At 71.9% G+C, this 16167-nt stretch carries 14 protein-coding genes; 6 read left to right on the top strand and 8 right to left on the bottom strand.

The window, feature by feature from the left end:
* The first annotated feature begins 195 nt into the window (after window positions 1–195).
* Both IH45_RS1000000148875 and IH45_RS0122465 read left to right on the top strand, forming a co-directional pair.
* Window positions 196–378, top strand: coding sequence for a hypothetical protein (locus IH45_RS1000000148875; protein WP_158813230.1), 183 nt, complete (start codon window positions 196–198; stop codon window positions 376–378).
* The gene (locus tag IH45_RS0122465) at window positions 375–731 is read left to right on the top strand and encodes a hypothetical protein (protein ID WP_030671212.1); all 357 of its coding nucleotides are present in this window, start codon (window positions 375–377) and stop codon (window positions 729–731) included. Before IH45_RS1000000148875 ends, IH45_RS0122465 begins: the two co-directional genes overlap by 4 nt.
* A gap of 84 nt (window positions 732–815) precedes the next feature.
* Here the strand turns inward: IH45_RS0122465 and IH45_RS0122460 are convergent, their stop codons facing one another.
* Window positions 816–1040, bottom strand: a complete 225-nt coding sequence (locus IH45_RS0122460) for a hypothetical protein (RefSeq protein ID WP_030671208.1) — start codon at window positions 1038–1040, stop codon at window positions 816–818.
* A 97-nt stretch (window positions 1041–1137) separates the two neighbouring features.
* Entirely contained in the window at window positions 1138–2745 is a 1608-nt protein-coding gene (locus IH45_RS0122455; RefSeq protein WP_050515080.1) for a monooxygenase, read from the bottom strand.
* A gap of 108 nt (window positions 2746–2853) precedes the next feature.
* Here IH45_RS0122455 and IH45_RS0122450 point away from each other — a divergent pair, with 108 nt between their 5' ends.
* The 4 genes from IH45_RS0122450 to IH45_RS0122435 all read left to right on the top strand — a co-directional run bounded on the left by IH45_RS0122450 (window position 2854) and on the right by IH45_RS0122435 (window position 7962).
* A complete protein-coding gene (locus IH45_RS0122450; protein WP_030671204.1) occupies window positions 2854–3540 on the top strand; it encodes a TetR/AcrR family transcriptional regulator in 687 nt (228 codons plus the stop codon).
* Window positions 3541–3763: 223 nt separating this feature from the next.
* Window positions 3764–4234 (top strand): MarR family winged helix-turn-helix transcriptional regulator, encoded by a 471-nt coding sequence (locus IH45_RS0122445; RefSeq protein ID WP_030671202.1) that lies wholly within the window; start codon window positions 3764–3766, stop codon window positions 4232–4234.
* Window positions 4235–4323: 89 nt separating this feature from the next.
* On the top strand, window positions 4324–6822 hold the full coding sequence (locus tag IH45_RS0122440; protein WP_463607456.1) for an MFS transporter: 2499 nt from the start codon (window positions 4324–4326) through the stop codon (window positions 6820–6822).
* A gap of 279 nt (window positions 6823–7101) precedes the next feature.
* Window positions 7102–7962 carry a YceI family protein gene (locus IH45_RS0122435; RefSeq protein WP_030671198.1) on the top strand — a complete coding sequence of 287 codons (861 nt, stop codon included), beginning with the start codon at window positions 7102–7104 and terminating at the stop codon, window positions 7960–7962.
* A gap of 94 nt (window positions 7963–8056) precedes the next feature.
* Here the strand turns inward: IH45_RS0122435 and IH45_RS0122430 are convergent, their stop codons facing one another.
* From IH45_RS0122430 to IH45_RS0122405, 6 genes are all read right to left on the bottom strand, one after another.
* Window positions 8057–8293, bottom strand: coding sequence for a chaplin (locus IH45_RS0122430; RefSeq protein ID WP_030671196.1), 237 nt, complete (start codon window positions 8291–8293; stop codon window positions 8057–8059).
* Window positions 8294–8511: 218 nt separating this feature from the next.
* Window positions 8512–9336, bottom strand: a complete 825-nt coding sequence (locus IH45_RS0122425; RefSeq protein WP_050515079.1) for a TetR/AcrR family transcriptional regulator — start codon at window positions 9334–9336, stop codon at window positions 8512–8514.
* Between the two features lie 42 nt (window positions 9337–9378).
* Window positions 9379–10956 carry an MFS transporter gene (locus tag IH45_RS0122420; RefSeq protein WP_030671192.1) on the bottom strand — a complete coding sequence of 526 codons (1578 nt, stop codon included), beginning with the start codon at window positions 10954–10956 and terminating at the stop codon, window positions 9379–9381.
* A 139-nt stretch (window positions 10957–11095) separates the two neighbouring features.
* Window positions 11096–13195 carry an ArnT family glycosyltransferase gene (locus IH45_RS0122415; RefSeq protein WP_078897716.1) on the bottom strand — a complete coding sequence of 700 codons (2100 nt, stop codon included), beginning with the start codon at window positions 13193–13195 and terminating at the stop codon, window positions 11096–11098.
* Window positions 13192–14511, bottom strand: a complete 1320-nt coding sequence (locus IH45_RS0122410; RefSeq protein ID WP_050515078.1) for a bifunctional glycosyltransferase family 2/GtrA family protein — start codon at window positions 14509–14511, stop codon at window positions 13192–13194. The genes IH45_RS0122415 and IH45_RS0122410 overlap by 4 nt, the downstream gene beginning before the upstream one ends.
* 26 nt (window positions 14512–14537) lie before the next feature.
* Window positions 14538–16145: a sensor histidine kinase gene (locus tag IH45_RS0122405; RefSeq protein ID WP_199810708.1), complete on the bottom strand. Its 1608-nt coding sequence runs from the start codon at window positions 16143–16145 to the stop codon at window positions 14538–14540.
* Between the last annotated feature and the right edge of the window lie 22 nt (window positions 16146–16167).

Genomic DNA, 16167 nt, shown 5'->3' with positions numbered 1-16167 from the left:
GTGCGGCACACTAGGAGTAAGGTGACGGCTACGCAGAGCCCCGGCGGGTGCTGCAACCACCCCCGGGGCGTGGCCAACGCTGCCAACTACGAAAAGAGCGCCGACATGCGCCACCGTATCCGCCGATTCGCGGCAAAGGTGAGGGATCTCCTCCTACCGACGCCGACTGCCCCCCTCACCACCCTCCGCGCGCCCATGCGCCCCACCCCCGTCACCAGGCTCGCGCCGCCCGCAGCCCGCGTGCTCGACCTGCCGTACGACGGCGACGCCTCCCCCCTCGTACGCCCATACCTCGTCGCCTACGAGACACGAGCCCACGAACGGCAAACCCGGCGCGACATGCGCCTTCGCACGCTGCACGGAGTGTTCGCCGTATGAGCGAGAGCAAGAGGGAGGAAGAGGGCCCGCCGTCGGAGCTGCGCCTGCTGCCCCGGACGCAGGACAGCGAAAAGCGGTGCCTTCTGTCCTCGGACGGTGACGGGTACGTGTCGCGGTTCGCCGATGACATGGAGGCGGCCCAGCTGGACATGGGCACGACACTGCTCGACCGCGCCGGGGCGCTGCTCGGTGATGCCGACGCGTCGGCCGGTGAACTGCGCTATCTCGCCAACCGGTTGGTCGAGTCGCTGGGCGACGCCTTGCGGGTCGCCGACAGCCGAGGCCGGCGGGTTCCCGGCCTTGGCGTGGGGGGCGGAGAGGGAGGCGTCGGCCGCGTGGTGGCGGCCGAGTGAGGGGACGTCAGGCCGTCACGTCCGTATACGTATACGTATACGTAAGGGACGGCCCGTAGACCCGTAGAGAAGAGATACCTACGGTCAGGACAGGGCGAGCCACGCCGCGCCGACGACGACCGCGATCGCGACGATCACGCCGACGATCACGCCGATGCGGGGACCGGCGGACGACTGCGGTGCCGCCGCACGGCGTCCGCCACCGCCGCCGCCCTGGGGCGCGCCCTCGTCCACGAAGGCGCGGAACATCTGCGTGCTGCCGGCCGGGTCCTGGTTGCCGTTGGCCGGGTTCTGCTGGTAGTTCGCCATAGGCCAGGACCCTAGCGAACCGGGCAAGCCCGGCACACCCCTGGGCCCCGTGCGTCACAGCACAGTTGCCGGGCGTGGCGGTGGATTGCCCAGGTCATCAGGCAGGCTTACGGGACGGTGTACCGGAAGGCGCATGGGAAGACGTACCGGAAGGCGTACGGGAAGGCGTTCCGGCCCAAGCCAGCAGCGCCGCACGCCGCTCCGCCCGCCGGTCCCCGACCTCAGCCGTACGGGTCGCCCACGCGACATGCCCGTCCGGCCGGACCAGGACCTCGGTCACGTCAGCCAAGTCCGGGTGGTCCTCGCGGCCGGTGACGGTTATGGCGTTGACGCGTGCGCCCCAGCCCGTAGTGACGGCCGCCCCGGCGCCCGGGTCGTCGCCCGCGAAGTCGAGGTGGACGAACCGGCCCGCGGGCAGCAGCTCGTACACCCGTGTCGCCTCCGACATCGCATCCGGCATCGCCCCCGACATCGCCTCCGACGCGACGGCCTTCAGCCCGATGTCCGGCATCCGCCGCCCCACCAGCGGATCGGAACCGGGCTCTGTCGGCCGATACGCCGTCCCGAGCGCGGACACCCTCTCCGCCAGCGTGCGGTTGACCTCCTCCATCCCAAGGAGTTCGTCGAAGAGGGCACGCAGAGCGGCGCCGGGGCGCTGATACCGCGGTACGAGCGTCAGCTCCGCCAGCAGCGTCTGGACCTCGGTGTTCTCGGTGACCAGTTGCCCGACGGGCCTGCGTTCCGCGTCGTAGCTGTCCAGCAGGCCGGGCGGCGCCCATCCGTTGATCACGGCGGCCAGCTTCCAGCCGAGGTTCATCGCGTCCTGGAGGCCGGTGTTCAGGCCCTGGCCCGCGGCCGGGAAGTGGATGTGCGCGGCATCGCCCGCCAGCAGGACACGTCCGGAGCGGTAGCTCTCGGCGAGGCGGGTGGCGTTGCCGAAGCGGGAGAGCCAGCGGGGCTCGGCGACGCCGCAGTCGGTGCCGCACAACCGGGTCAGGGACGTACGGAACTCCTCCGGCGTCACGGGCTCGGCGGCCGGCACCCGCATCCGCTCCGGGTCGATGAGGACCAGCCGCGTCAGGCCGCCCTCCAGCGGCGCGACCAGTACGCCGCTCGCGCGGGCGGCGTCGAGGGCGCCGGGATCGACCGTCGCGAAGTCACCGAGCACGCCGGTGAGGGTCTCGTCCGTACCCGGGAAAGCGATCCCGGCGGACTGCCGTACGACACTGCGTCCGCCGTCGCACCCGACGACGTAACGGGTACGTAGCGTCGCGACGTTACCGTCCCGACCGCGTACCTTCACCTCGGTCCCGTCGCCGTCCTGACCGACCCCGGCAACCTCGCGTCCGCGCTCGATCTCGACGCCCAGCTCCCGGGCCCGCTCCGCGAGCAGCGCCTCGGTGTGGGCCTGGGCGAGGAAGAGGGTGTAGCCGTGCCGGGAGTCCAGTACGGAGAAGTCGAGGTGGGTGGGGAGCTGGGCGAAGTGCCAGCCGGGGACGGCCCGGCCGAGCGGGAGGAAGCGGCCGAGCAGCCCGCGCTGATCCATCAGCTCCACGCTGCGCGGGTGCAGGCTGAGCGCCCGGGAGTCGCGCTGCGGTTCGGCACGGCGTTCCAGGACGCGGGTCCGTACGCCGGCCAGCGCCAGTTCGCACGCGAGCATCAGGCCGGTCGGGCCCGCGCCCACAACGATCACATCGACGTCCATCGGAATAGTCCTCCCCATAGAGCGAACAACGGTTCAGCGAAGAGCGGTTTGGTGAACAACGTTTAGTGAACAGCGTTCACGTGAACGCTGTTCACTATAGTGAGATCCATGAGTACCCCGTCAACCCCAGCCCGCGGCCGACCCGCCCGCCTCGACCGCGCACGCACCCTGCAAACAGCCCTCGACCTGCTGGATCAGTCAGGACTCGACGCGCTGACCATGCGGCGCCTCGCCGACGCGATGGGCGTACAGGCCGGCGCCCTGTACCGGTATTTCGCGACCAAGCAGGACCTGCTCACCGCCATGGCGGAACGGATGCTGGAAGGCGTCGCCGACGCGACCGCGAACAACGAAGGCCGGAACGACGACTGGAGCGACCGACTGGCCACCCTCGCCCGCGCCCACCGCGCCGCCCTGCTCGCCCACCGCGACGGCGCGCGCGTCTTCGCCGGAACACACGCGACCGGGGCAAGCGTCCTCGGCTTCGCCGAGGCGTTCGTGGGCGTACTGCGCGAGGCGGGCTTCCGGGACGACGACGCGGCCCGCGCCCTCTATACGGTGGTCAACTACACCGTGGGGCACACGCTGGAGGAACAGGCGGCCCTCCAGGCAGAGGCCGGAGCCCCCGAGAGCGTCGACACCCTGCGCGACGCGGTGGCGACAGGCCCATACCCCCACCTCAGCGCCACCCTCCCCACCCTCACCAGCACAGACTTCACCCGCCTCTTCGAGTTCGGGCTCGATCTGCTCATCGAGGGGCTGCGGGCTCGGCGCGCTCCGTCGGCCGACAACTGAGCGATCACGTACACAGCGAGGGCTCCGGCGAATACGCCGGAGCCCTCAGCCGTACAGCCACATCCGCCACCTGCGGCTTTACCGCCCCATCCACCCCCTTGACCGTTGATCTTGCCAACCTTTTGGATTCCTTTACTGTCGCATCGCAGGAATCGTTTGCCTTCAGCAACCAAGTGGTTCTACGGTTGCTCTAGGCAACAAAAGAAGAAGTGCGGAGGTGCCCATGGCCGCTCAGAGTCAGTACGAGGAGCTGGCCCGGCAGCTCAGTGCCATCGGTGCCGTCAAGCGGGAGATGGGGCGGATCCTGCCGCCCGACTGTCCGCCCGCCTCGGCCGGGGTGCTCACGCTGCTCGACCGGTTCGGTGAGATGCGGATGAGCAAGCTGGCGGAGCTGCTCGCGATCGACATGTCGGTCACGAGCCGGCATGTGGCCCACGTCGCCGAGCGCGGCTGGATCGAGCGGGAGCCGGATCCGCAGGACAAGCGGTCGCGGCTGCTGCGGCTGACGCCGAGTGGCCGGCTGCTTCTCGCGGAGCTCTCCGAACGTTACACAGCATCACTCGCCCGGTACCTGGACGACTGGTCCGACAGCGACGTCGGCCGTCTGAACGAGTTGCTCGCCCGGCTCCGTACGAGCTTCGGCGACTGCCGGACCCGGGCGCACCACGAATCGACCCGCACACCCGCGGAATGAAAAGGAACCACATGGCTACGACCACACCATCCGGTGTGCGGGGCGGCCACGCCAAGCACGGGGGCCACCCGGCTCCCGACGGGGCGCCCATGACGCACCGTCAGATCATGGAGGCGATATCCGGGCTGCTGCTCGGCATGTTCGTCGCCATCCTGTCCTCGACGATCGTCTCCAACGCGCTGCCCGAGATCATCCATGACCTCAAGGGCGGCCAGAGCGCGTACACCTGGGTCGTCACCGCGTCGCTGCTGGCGATGACCGCGACCACCCCGCTGTGGGGCAAGCTGTCCGACCTGTTCAGCAAGAAGCTGCTGGTCCAGATCGCGCTGGTGATCTACGTGGCGGGCTCGGTGGTGGCCGGTCTGTCGCAGAACTCCGGCATGCTGATCGCGTGCCGGGTCGTGCAGGGCATCGGCGTCGGCGGTCTGTCCGCGCTGGCCCAGATCGTCATGGCCGCGATGATCTCCCCGCGGGAGCGCGGCCGTTACAGCGGCTACATCGGCGCCACCTTCGCGGTCGCCACCGTCGGCGGCCCGCTGCTGGGCGGCGTCATCACCGACACCAGCTGGATGGGCTGGCGCTGGTGCTTCTACGTCGGCGTGCCGTTCGCGGTGATCGCCCTGATCGTGCTGCAGAAGACCCTGAAGCTGCCCGTGGTCAAGCGGGACGTCAAGGTCGACTGGGCGGGCGCGTTCTTCATCAGCGCGGCGGTCTCGCTGCTGCTGGTGTGGGTGACGCTGGCCGGTGACAAGTACGACTGGATCTCGGGCCAGACCTTCGCCATGGTCGGCGGCGCGATCGTGCTCGGCGCGATCTTCGTGTTCGTCGAGTCCAAGGCCAGCGAGCCGATCATCCCGCTGCGGCTGTTCCGCAACAAGACGATCACCCTGGCCTCCCTGGCGTCGCTGTTCGTCGGTATCGCGATGTTCTCCGGCACCGTCTTCTTCAGCCAGTACTTCCAGCTGGCGCGCGGTGAGTCGCCGACCATGTCCGGGATCATGACGATCCCGATGATCGGTGGTCTGTTCATCTCCTCGACCGTCTCCGGTCAGATCATCACCAAGACCGGTCGCTGGAAGGCCTGGCTGGTCTCCGGTGGCGTGCTGGTGACCGCGGGCCTGGGCCTGCTGGGCACCATCCGCTACGACACCGAGTACTGGCACATCGCGATCTTCATGGCGCTGATGGGCCTCGGCATCGGCATGATGATGCAGAACCTGGTGCTGTGCACGCAGAACCAGGTCGCCCCGCAGGACCTCGGCTCCGCCTCCTCCGTCGTGACCTTCTTCCGCTCCCTCGGTGGCGCGGTGGGCGTCTCGGCGCTCGGCGCGGTGCTCGCCAACCGGGTCACGCACTACGTCAAGGACGGCGTGCAGGAGCTCGGTCCGCAGGCCGCGGCGAAGTTCGCCCAGGGCGGCGCCGGCGGCGGTGGCGGCATCCCGGACCTGGACGCCCTCCCGGCCCCGTTCCGGACGATCATGGAGAGCGCCTACGGGCACGGCGTCGCCGACGTCTTCCTGTACGCGGCTCCGTGCGCGCTGCTCGCCTTCCTGCTGACGCTGTTCATCAAGGAGGTCGCGCTGAAGACCCAGGGTGGTCTGGCGCAGTCCAACGAGCCGGCGGCGGCACCCGCCGCTGCCGGTGCGGCCGCCGCCGCGGCCCCGCAGGCGCAGCCCGAGCCCGCCCTGGTGGGCGCGGGTGCCCCGGCGGGCCAGGACGACAACGGCGCGGCGCCCTCCTGGGCGCAGCAGCCGGCGGCGACGACCGCCACGCAGCCGCTGGCGGCGTACGCCTCGGCGGGCGGCGGTGACGAGATCCCGGCCGGTCCGGCGATCCACGGCTCGGTCCGCAACGCGGAGGGCCACCCGGTCGCGAACTCCGCGGTCACGCTGATCTCGCTCAGCGGGCGCCAGCTGGGCCGCTCGGTGGTCCAGGCCAACGGCTCGTACGTGCTGAACGCCCCCGGCGCCGGCTCGTACGTGCTGATCGCGGCGGCCGACGGCCACCAGCCGCAGGCGTCCACGGTCGTCGTCGGCGACCAGGCGCTGGCCTACGACATCCTGCTCAGCGGCACCAGTGGCCTGGGCGGCCAGGTCCGCAGCGCGGTCACCGGCGAGCCGGTGGCGGACGCGATGGTCGTGGTCACCGACGTACGCGGCGAGGTGCTGGCCACCGGCAAGACCGCGCCGGAGGGGTACTTCTCCTTCGACGAGCTGGCCCCCGGCACGTACACCATCGCCGTCAACGCGGCCGACTTCCGGCCGACGGCGCTGCCGGCCGAGGTCGGCGGCCAGGGCACGACCCGGATCGAGATCGAGCTGCTGTCCGGTGCCCGGGTGCAGGGTGTCGTACGGGCAGGAGCTGAGCGGCGTCCGCTGCCGGACGCGCGGGTCACCCTGGTGGACGCGGCGGGCAACGTCGTGGCCACCTCCACCACCGGTGAGGACGGCGCGTACGCCTTCACCGACCTGGACGCGGGCGACTACACGGTCATCGCGAGCGGCTACCCGCCGGTCGCCAACGGCCTGACGGTCGACGCGCGCGGGGTCGACGGCTACGACGTCGAGCTCGCCCACCCCGGCGAGTGATCCCGGGCCCGGGGGCCTGCCGTACGGCGGCGGGCCCCCGGGAACCCCGGCACGACCGGAAATCCGGTACGTCCGGGAAACCGGGTATCACCGGGAACTCCGGTACGACCGGAAATCCGGTACGACCCGGGGGACAAGACCCCGGCCCGCGCGTCTTCTGAGCGGAAAGGCGCACGGTCCGGACCCCAGGGCTCCGGCGGCGGTACGCGCACAGGCAGGGGACGGCCTGCGTGCCGCCGCCCGGAGCCCGACATGTGAGAGGCAAGAACGGGAGTGGGAATGAGTTCGACGGGCGCGGCAGCGGCGGGACCGGCCAAGGGCGCGGGCGTCCGCGCGCAGATCCGTACGAGGGACGGCTGGGCGGTGCAGCACGCGGTGCTGACCGTCACCGACATGACCGGCACCCAGGTGCTGCGCGCGGCGGCCGACGAGGACGGTCTCGTACGGGACGCGCAGCCGCTGGCCCCCGGCCCGTACACGGTGATCGTGACGGCGGTCGGCTACGCGCCGGTGGCCTCCAGCGCGATCGTGACGGCGAGCGGCCGGATGGACGTCGGCAATGTGACGCTGGCGCGGCAGGGCGGGGCGGAGCTGCCGCCGCCCGGCGCCTGGACCATCGACCCGATGCACTCGACGGTCGCGGCGACCGCCCAGCACCTGGGCATCACCAGCGTGCACGGCCGCTTCCTGGACTTCGCCGGGCGCATTGAGATCGCCGAGGACCTGAACAAGTCGTCGGTCGAGGCGGTCATCAGGACGGCGTCGATCGACACCGGCAACGGGATGCGCGACGGGCACCTGCGGACCGGGGACTTCCTGGACGTCGAGCAGTACCCGGAGATGACCTACCGCAGCACCGGCCTGGAGCCGGCCGGCCCGGACCGCTGGACCGTGCACGGCGAGCTGTCGCTGCGCGGCGTGGTCCGCCCGGTGGACCTGGACCTGAGCTACCTCGGTACGGGCCCGGACCCGTGGGGTGGCGTGCGGGCGGCCTTCAACGCCACCGCGGAGCTGCGCCGCGAGGACTTCAAGATGAACTACAACCAGGTCGTCGCCGCCGGCATCGCCGCGATCGGCACGACGCTGCGTGTCGAGCTGGACATCCAGGCCGTACAGGGCGAGACCCTGCCGACGGCCTGACGACTCGGCCCCCACCCCCCGACCGGGGCCGTACGCGACGGTGCCCCGCCCTTTGCACTGCAAGGGGCGGGGCACCGTCGTGCAGGACGGCCCGTTAGTTGGTCTTGCACTTGTTGCCCGTGGCGGGGTTCAGCAGCCCGATGACGTCGATGGTGTTGCCACAGATCGGGATGCCGACGTCGACCGGGACCTGGATGGCGTTGCCGGACAGGATGCCCGGCGAGTTGGCGACCTTGGCCCCCGCACCGGCGTCGGCGACGGCGGTACCGACGCTGCCGAGGACGGCGGCGACGGTCAGGACACCCGCGCTGATGGCAGTACGAACGCGCATATGGAGCTCCTTACGCTGCGCTGAGAAATGATCAGAAAAGAGGTTCACGCAGCGGCGGTCCGAAAAACCGACACGTCGGCCGATGCCCACGTTCGGCGGGACCGCTTCACGCGTCCGGACGCGCGGGGCGCACATGACGGCGTGGGGGGTGATAGGGGCGCTGTCCGCTCCTACCGGCCGCCGTCCCGCCCCTCCTGGCGGCCGCCGTCCCGCCCCTCCTACCGGGCGCCGTCCAGCCCCTCCTGCCGGCCGCCGTCCCGCCCCTCCTCCGTACGCGCGAGCTCCCGCTCCCGCATCGCCTCGATGCCCGCGATCTGGAGGTCGAGGGCGAAGGCGAAGTCGTGCTCCAGCATCTGTTCGGCGGTCAGCCCCTTGCGCGCGTACACCGCCTTGACGGACAGCTCCATCGCCTCGGCGAACTCCGGGCGGCTCCGCACGGCGCCCACGACCTGCTGGAAGTACTCGTCCAGGGTGGAGCCCTCGGCCCGGCAGCGGGCGCGGTGCAGGCCCTGGATGGTGCAGAAGCCGTAGACGAACTGGAACACCGCCGCCAGCGCCCCGGACGTCGACTCCTTCGAGAGGCCGCTGCGCGCCATCACCCGCAGGGTCGCATTGGAGAAGGCCATCGAGTGCGGCCCGAAGTTGATGTACTCCCCCAGCAACCTCGGCACCCAGGGGTGGGCGAGCAGCATGGTGCGGTATTCGGTGGCCAGGTGGCGCAGCTGGTCGCGCCAGTCCGCCCCCTCGTCGGACTCGTCGGGCAGGTCGATCTCGCCGGCCGCCGCGTCCATGGCCAGTTCCAGCAGGTCGTCCTTGGTGTCGACGTACCAGTAGACGGACATGGCGGTGACGCCCAGCTCGGCGGCGAGGCGGCGCATGGAGAACTTCGCCAGGCCCTCGGCGTCCAGCAGCCGGACCGTGGCCGCGACGATCTTGTCGAGGTCCAGTCCGGCCGGCTGGTCCGCCTTCCGTTTCACCGGGGGGCGCTCGGCCAGCCATACGCTTTTCGGCTGTTTCCCGGCGCGGTCCGAAGTCGCGGCCATCTCGCGCCCTCCCTTTCGTTACGCAGTGGTACGGAGTCGATGCTATTCCGGGCGGGCGGCGGCCGGAGCCGGGCCGGTACCGCCTTCGGGCACGTCGGCACGGTGCGCGCCGTCGCCCGGCGCGGACCGGTCGCGCTCCGCGCGGCGCAGCAGGAACGCCGCGAGCAGGCCGCCGAGGAAGACGGCCACCGCGCCCACCAGTTGGCTGGTGCCGATACCGGAGGCGAACGCGTCGTGCACGGCCGCCCGGTCCGCGTCCGTACGGGCCAGGGCCAGCGCCGCGGGCAGCGAACCGGCGCCCAGCGCGACCGCCGGGAGCAGCGCGGCGAAGCGGGAGTTGAGCACCGCGCCGAGGACCGCGACGCCCAGGCCCTGGCCGAATTCCATCAGGGTGCCGTTCACGCCCGCGCCCACCCCGGCCTTCTCCACCGGGATCGCGGACATCACCGCGTTGGCCATGGCGGGCATCGCGAACGCCACGCCGACGCCCATCACCAGCAGGCCGAGCAGCATGCCGCCGTAGCTGTCGCTGCCCAGCGTGGCGATGGCGGTCAGACCGGCGGCCAGCAGGGTCATACCGGACACGATCATGCCGGGGGTGCCCAGCCGGGGCATCAGCCGGGCGCTCAGGCCGCTGAAGTTCAATGCGACGACCATCAGCGCCAGCGGCGCCATCCGCAGACCGGCCTCCAACGGGCCGTAACCGAGGACCAGTTGCAGGTGCTGGGTGAGCAGGAACATCGAGCCGCCCAGGCCGAAGGCGACCAGGATGCCGCCGGAGACCGCGCCGATGAAGCGGCTGTTGCGGAAGAAGTGCATGTCCAGCATCGGGTGCGGGACGTGCAGTTCCCACAGCGCGAAGACGGCCAGGCCCACGACGCCGACGGCGGCGGAGCCCAGCACCCGCCCGGAGAGCCAGCCGCTGTCCGGTCCGGAGATGATCGCGAAGACCACGCCCACCATCCCGATCATGGAGAGCAGCGCGCCGACCAGGTCGGGGCGGTCGCCGCTGGGGTTCTTCGACTCGGGGACCAGCCGCAGGACGGCGACCAGGCCGATCAGCGCGACCGGGATGTTGATCAGGAACAGCGCGCCCCACCAGAAGTGCGCCAGCAGCGTGCCGCCGATCAGCGGCCCGGCGGCGAAGCCGAGCGAGTTGACCGAGCTCCAGATACCGATGGCCTTGGGGCGCTCGGTGTCGTCGAAGATCTGCATCACGACGGCGAGGGTGGTCGTCATCAGCAGCGCGCCGCCGACGCCCATCCCGGCGCGGGCCGCGATCAGCTGGCCGGGCGACTGGGCGAGGGAGGCGGCGAGCGAGGCGACACCGAACAGCACCAGGCCGAGGGCGAGCATCTTCTTGCGGCCGTAGCGGTCGGCGGCGTTGCCCGCGGTGAGCAGCAGGCCGGACTGGACCAGGGAGTACGCGTTGAGCATCCACTGCACGTCGGCGGTGGTGGCGCCCATCTCCTCGGTGAGGGAGGGCACGGCGACGTTCAGGACGGTGTTGTCGAGCAGGACGGTCAGCTGCGCGAGGCAGATGACGGCGAGGATGAGCCAGCGGGCCGGGTTGCGGGCCGGGCTCAAGGGATCGGTGGCGTTGGGCGCCACGGAGGACATACAGGCTCCCTGTACGGAGTGGTGCGAGCGGAAGAGCGGGACGCGTACACCGTACAGGGAGCGTTATACGCCGTACAGGCGATTAATGGGGGGCGGGAGGCGACGACTCGCTATCTCGTCGCGCGGGTCGGCGCCTGCCTCACGAGACCGGGCGGGTCAGGTCGTACAGCGCCGTTCCGCCGACAGTCACCTTCTTGAACGACTTCTCGACCCAGCTCGTGATGTCGGACGAGGTGGAGCTGTTGCGGTCCTTGCCGCCGCCGAAAAAGCCACCGCCCATACCGCCGCCGATGAAGTAGTGGATCTTGCCCTGGCGTACGTACTCCTTGAACTGTTCGAGGGTCGGTGACGGGTCGCTGCCGTTGAAGCCGCCGATGGGCATGACCGGGAGGCCGGTGGCGAGCTGGTAGCCGGCGGCGTTCTGCGAGCCGATCGCGGCGGCGGCCCAGGTGTGGTCGGCGGCGTTCTTCCGAAGGGCGGCTTTGGCCTTGGCGCTGACCCGCTGACCGTCGAGGAGACCGCCGAGGCCGTTCTGACGGGCGCCGTCGCGTTGTCCAGGGCCCTGGCCCCGGCCGGGTCCCTGACCGGGCCCCTGGCCGGGTGGCGGGCCGCCCGTACCGCCGTTCGCCCTGCCGCCCTTGCCACCCGGCCCGGTCCCGCGCCCACCGATGACGATCATTCCCCCGTGCCGGCCTCCGGCGCCCTTGACCTCCGGCCCCGCCGTGACGATGGAGCCGGTGTGCGGGGTGCCGACCGTGTTCACGGCGTACGCGACCGGGCCGCCCAGTCCGGCGGCGATGCCCAGCCCGGCGGCCACCACGGCCAGGCGCCGGCCCAGCCGTACGGACAGCCGCCGGCCCATCCGTACGGACAGCAGCAGCCCCAGCGCCGCCACGGCGCCTACCGCGACGACGGCCCAGCGCAGCCACGGCAGCCACTGCGGCGAACGCGCCAGCAGGACGTACGCCCATGCCGCCGTCGCCGCGACCGTGACCGCCAGCAGCAGCACGGCGGCGGTACGGGACCGCCGCTGCCACAGCAGCGTCGCGCCCATCGCTACCAGCGCCGCGATGTACGGCGCCAGGGCCACGTTGTAGTACTGGTGGAAGATCCCGGACATGAAGCTGAACGTCGCGAACGTCATCAGCAGCGCTCCGCCCCACACCAGGAACGCAGCGCGCGCGGCGTCCGTACGCCGGGCCCGCCGCAGCACCACCAGCCCGGCGGCCAGCAGCAGGAACGCGGCAGGCAGCAGCCAGGAGATCTGGCCGCCCATGTCGGAGGTGAAGAGCCGGGTGATGCCGGTGTCGCCCCAGGCACCCCCGCCACCACCACCGCCGCCGGGGCGGCCGCCGCCCACACTGCCGGTCTCGTTGCCGTTGATGCGGCCGAGGCCGTTGTAGCCGAAGGTCAGCTCCAGGAAGCTGTTGTGCTGCGAGCCTCCGATGTACGGGCGTGACGCGGCCGGCCACAGTTCCACGATCGCGACCCACCAGCCGCCGGACACCACCATCGCCAGCCCGCCCAGCAGCAGTTGGCCGATCCGGCGGCGCAGCGGGGTAGGCGCGCAGACCGCGTACACGACCGCCAGCGGCGGCAGGATCAGCCACGCCTGCAACGTCTTGGCCAGGAAGGCGAGACCGAAGCAGACGCCCGCCAGCAGCAGCCACTTGGTACGGGCGTCCTCCAGCGCGCGCAGGACGCAGTACACGGCGCAGACCATGAGCAGACACAGCAGCGCGTCGGGGTTGTTGAAGCGGAACATCAGGGCGGCGACCGGCGTCAGCGCCAGCAGCGCGCCCGCGAACAGCCCGGCACCCGCGCCGAAGCGGCGCCGTACGGCCGCGTACAGCACCCCGACCGTGGCGACGCCCATCAGCGCCTCCGGCACCAGGACCGCCCACGAGCTGAGGCCGAAGAGCCGTACGGACAGGGCCATCGGCCACAGGGCGGCCGGGGGCTTGTCGACGGTGATGGAGTTGGCAGCGTCGGACGAACCGAAGAAGAACGCCTTCCAGCTCGCGGAGCCCGCCTGGGCCGCCGCCGAGTAGAACTGGTTCGCGTAACCGGACGCGCCCAGGTCCCAGAGGTAGAGGGCGGCGGTGGCCAGGAGGAGTACGAGGAGGGCGGGGCGGGCCCAGCGGGGGGAGGCGGGGACCGGCGTCCCGGGGACAGGCTCCGGTGCCTGCCCGGCCGGGTTCGGGACCGGCTCGGCGAGGTGGGGGGACCGGGTCGTCATCGGGTGCTCCTGCCAGGGTGGTTCGGTACGGCGGTGAGCCGGTCGGGCTCCGCGGCCCGGCCCTCCCGCTCCCGGTCCGTGAAGACCCACGCGCGGAAGAGCAGGAACCGCAGCAGTGTCGCCGCGAGGTTCGCGGCCACCAGGACGGCCATCTCGGTGCCGTGCGCGGGGGTGCCGGTCGCGGCGTCCAGGGCGGCCAGCGAGCCGCTGGTCAGGGCCAGGCCGATGCCGAAGACGACGAGCCCCTGGGCCTGGTGGCGCACGGCGCGGTCCCGGCCCCGTACGCCGAAGGTCAGCCGCCGGTTCGCCGCTGTGTTGCCGATCGCCGACAGCAGCAGCGCGGCGGCGTTGGCCGCCTGCGGTCCGACGCCGAGCCGGAAGAGCGAGTAGAGGCCCAGGTAGAGCAGCGTGCTGAGGGCGCCGACCACGCAGAAGCCCATGACCTGGCGCGCCAGCCCACGCGGCACACCGCTCAGGTCGCGGTCGCGCGGGTCGTCCCCGAAGGGCCGGGCGAGCCGGTCCAGCGGCAGCGCCCCGGTCGCCAGCGCCCGCCCCACCCGCCAGACGCCCTTGAGGTCCTCGGTGGCCGTCCGCACGATGTGCACGGTGCTGTGCGGATCGTCCACCCAGTCCACCGGCACCTCGTGGATGCGCAGCCCGGCGCGTTCCGCGAGCACCAGCATCTCGGTGTCGAAGAACCAGCCGCTGTCCTCGACCATCGGCAGCAGCCGTTCGGCGACATCGCCCCGTACTGCCTTGAAGCCGCACTGCGCGTCCGAGAAGCGGGCGGCCAGCGAGCCGCGCAGGATGAGGTTGTACGAGCGGGAGATGAACTCGCGCTTCGGCCCGCGCACCACCCGCGAACTGCGCGCCAGCCGCGAACCGATCGCCAGGTCGGAGTGGCCGGAGATCAGCGGCGCGACCAGCGGCAGCAGCGCGTTCAGGTCGGTGGACAGATCGACGTCCATGTAGGCGAGCACCGGGGCCCCGGAGAGGGACCACACGGTGCGCAGTGCCCGGCCGCGCCCCTTCTCCTCCAGGCGCACGGCCGTCACCTCCTCGATCGCCTCGTCCAGCGACGCGGAGATCTCGGGAGTGCGGTCCGTGCTCGCGTTGTCCGCGATGGTGATCCGGAAGCCGTACGGGAAGGTGCGGGAGAGGTGGTCATGGAGCCGCCGTACACAGGGCTCCAGGTCGGACTCCTCGTTGTGGACGGGGATCACGACATCGAGCACCGTGGTGGTCTGCCCGGGGCGCAGATGCTCACGAGGCGGCAGGGAGCCCAGAGGGGTCTGGGCCGGCTGTGTCGTCGTCATGCCACCGACACTCGCCGGGCGCGCTGTCACCCTTGTGTGGTGCCGCTGTGATCCGCCTGTGAATGGGTGTGTTCCAGGGGCGCTTGGTGAAGCCGAGGGGCGCGTGTGGCGTCGCGCGCCGGTCCGTCGGCGGGCAGCCGGACGCTGAAGACCGTACGTCCGGGCGCGCTCTCCACCCGGGCCGTGCCGCCGTGCGCCGTGACCACGGCCTGCACGATCGCCAGCCCGAGGCCCGTGCTGCCGCCGGTCCGCCGTCCTGCGCTCCCGTCCGCGCCGCCAGCCCCTCCGGCTCCCGTACCCGTACGGGCGCGGGACGCGTCGCCGCGGGCGAAGCGTTCGAAGACGTGCGGCAGCAGGCCGGGCGGCACGCCGGGGCCGTCGTCCCGCACCTCCAGCCGGACGAAGCGGCCCGCGCCGGGCACCGGCGGCTCGTGACGGAGGCGGGCGACGACCGTGGTGCCCTCGGGGGTGTGCGTACGGGCGTTGGCCAGCAGGTTGACCAGAACCTGGTGCAGCCGGTCGGCGTCGGCGCGTACGCACACCGGGTCGCCGGGCAGTTCCAGTCGCCATTTGTGGCCGGGACCGGCCGCGCGGGCGTCGCTGACGGCGTCCACGACCAGCGGCGCGAGGTCGGTGCTCTCGTACGACAGCGGGCGGCCGGCGTCCAGGCGGGCGAGCAGCAGCAGATCCTCCACCAGGCCCGTCATCCGCTGCGCCTCGGACTCGATGCGCCCCAGGGCGTGCCGGGTGGCGGGGCCGGGCTCCTCACGGCCGCGCCGGGTCAGCTCGGCGTAGCCGCGTATCGAGGCCAGCGGTGTGCGCAGCTCGTGGCTGGCGTCGGCGACGAACCTGCGGACGCGCGTCTCGCTCTCCTGGCGGGCGGCGAGCGCCGAACCGACGTGGCCCAGCATCCGGTTGAGCGCCGCGCCGACCTGGCCGACCTCCGTACGCGGATCCGCCTCGGCGGCCGGGACGCGTTCGTGCAGGGCCACCTCGCCGCGGTGCAGCGGGAGCTCGGAGACCCGGGTGGCCGTGGCAGCGACCCGGCGCAGCGGCCACAGCGCCATCCGGACCGTGGCCGCGCCTGCGAGACCGGCCGCCACCAGGCCCGCGGCCGTGACGCAGACCTCCACGACGATCAGCCGGCCGACGACGTTCTGCACGTCGCCGGACGGCAGGCCGACCAGCGCGGAGTCGTCCCGCGCGGAGGCGACGCGGTAGTCGCCGAGGCCGGGCAGGGTGACGGTGTGCGGACGCCCGTCGCGCCGGGCGCCGGCCAGCGCGGTCACCTGCTCGTCCGTCAGCGAGGCCATGTTCTGAGCGGGCATCGGGTTGCGCGCGTCGATGCTGCGGGCCGCCGCGATGATCTCTCCGTCGGAGGAGAGGCGCGCGCCGACCGTGTTGATGGGCTGGCCGGGCCCGACGATGAACCCGAGGCCCCGGTGATCGAGGAAGCTCCCCTCCCGGGCGCCCGTGTGCTGGGCCGACTCCAGCAGCTTGTCGTCCAGTTGGCCCTGGAGGTAGGAGTGCAGGGCGATGGTGGTGACCGTACCGATCACCGCGCAGACCACCGCGACCATCAGCACGGCCGAGACGACCAGCCGCGTACGCAACGTCCACCGCCGGGGCCGCAGACGGAGGTGGCGGGGGCGGCGG

This window comes from Streptomyces rimosus subsp. rimosus, from assembly GCF_000720725.1.
Lineage (GTDB): Bacteria > Actinomycetota > Actinomycetes > Streptomycetales > Streptomycetaceae > Streptomyces > Streptomyces rimosus_A.
Note: the sequence above shows the minus strand (reverse complement) of the source record. Positions and strands in the feature narration are given on the sequence as shown.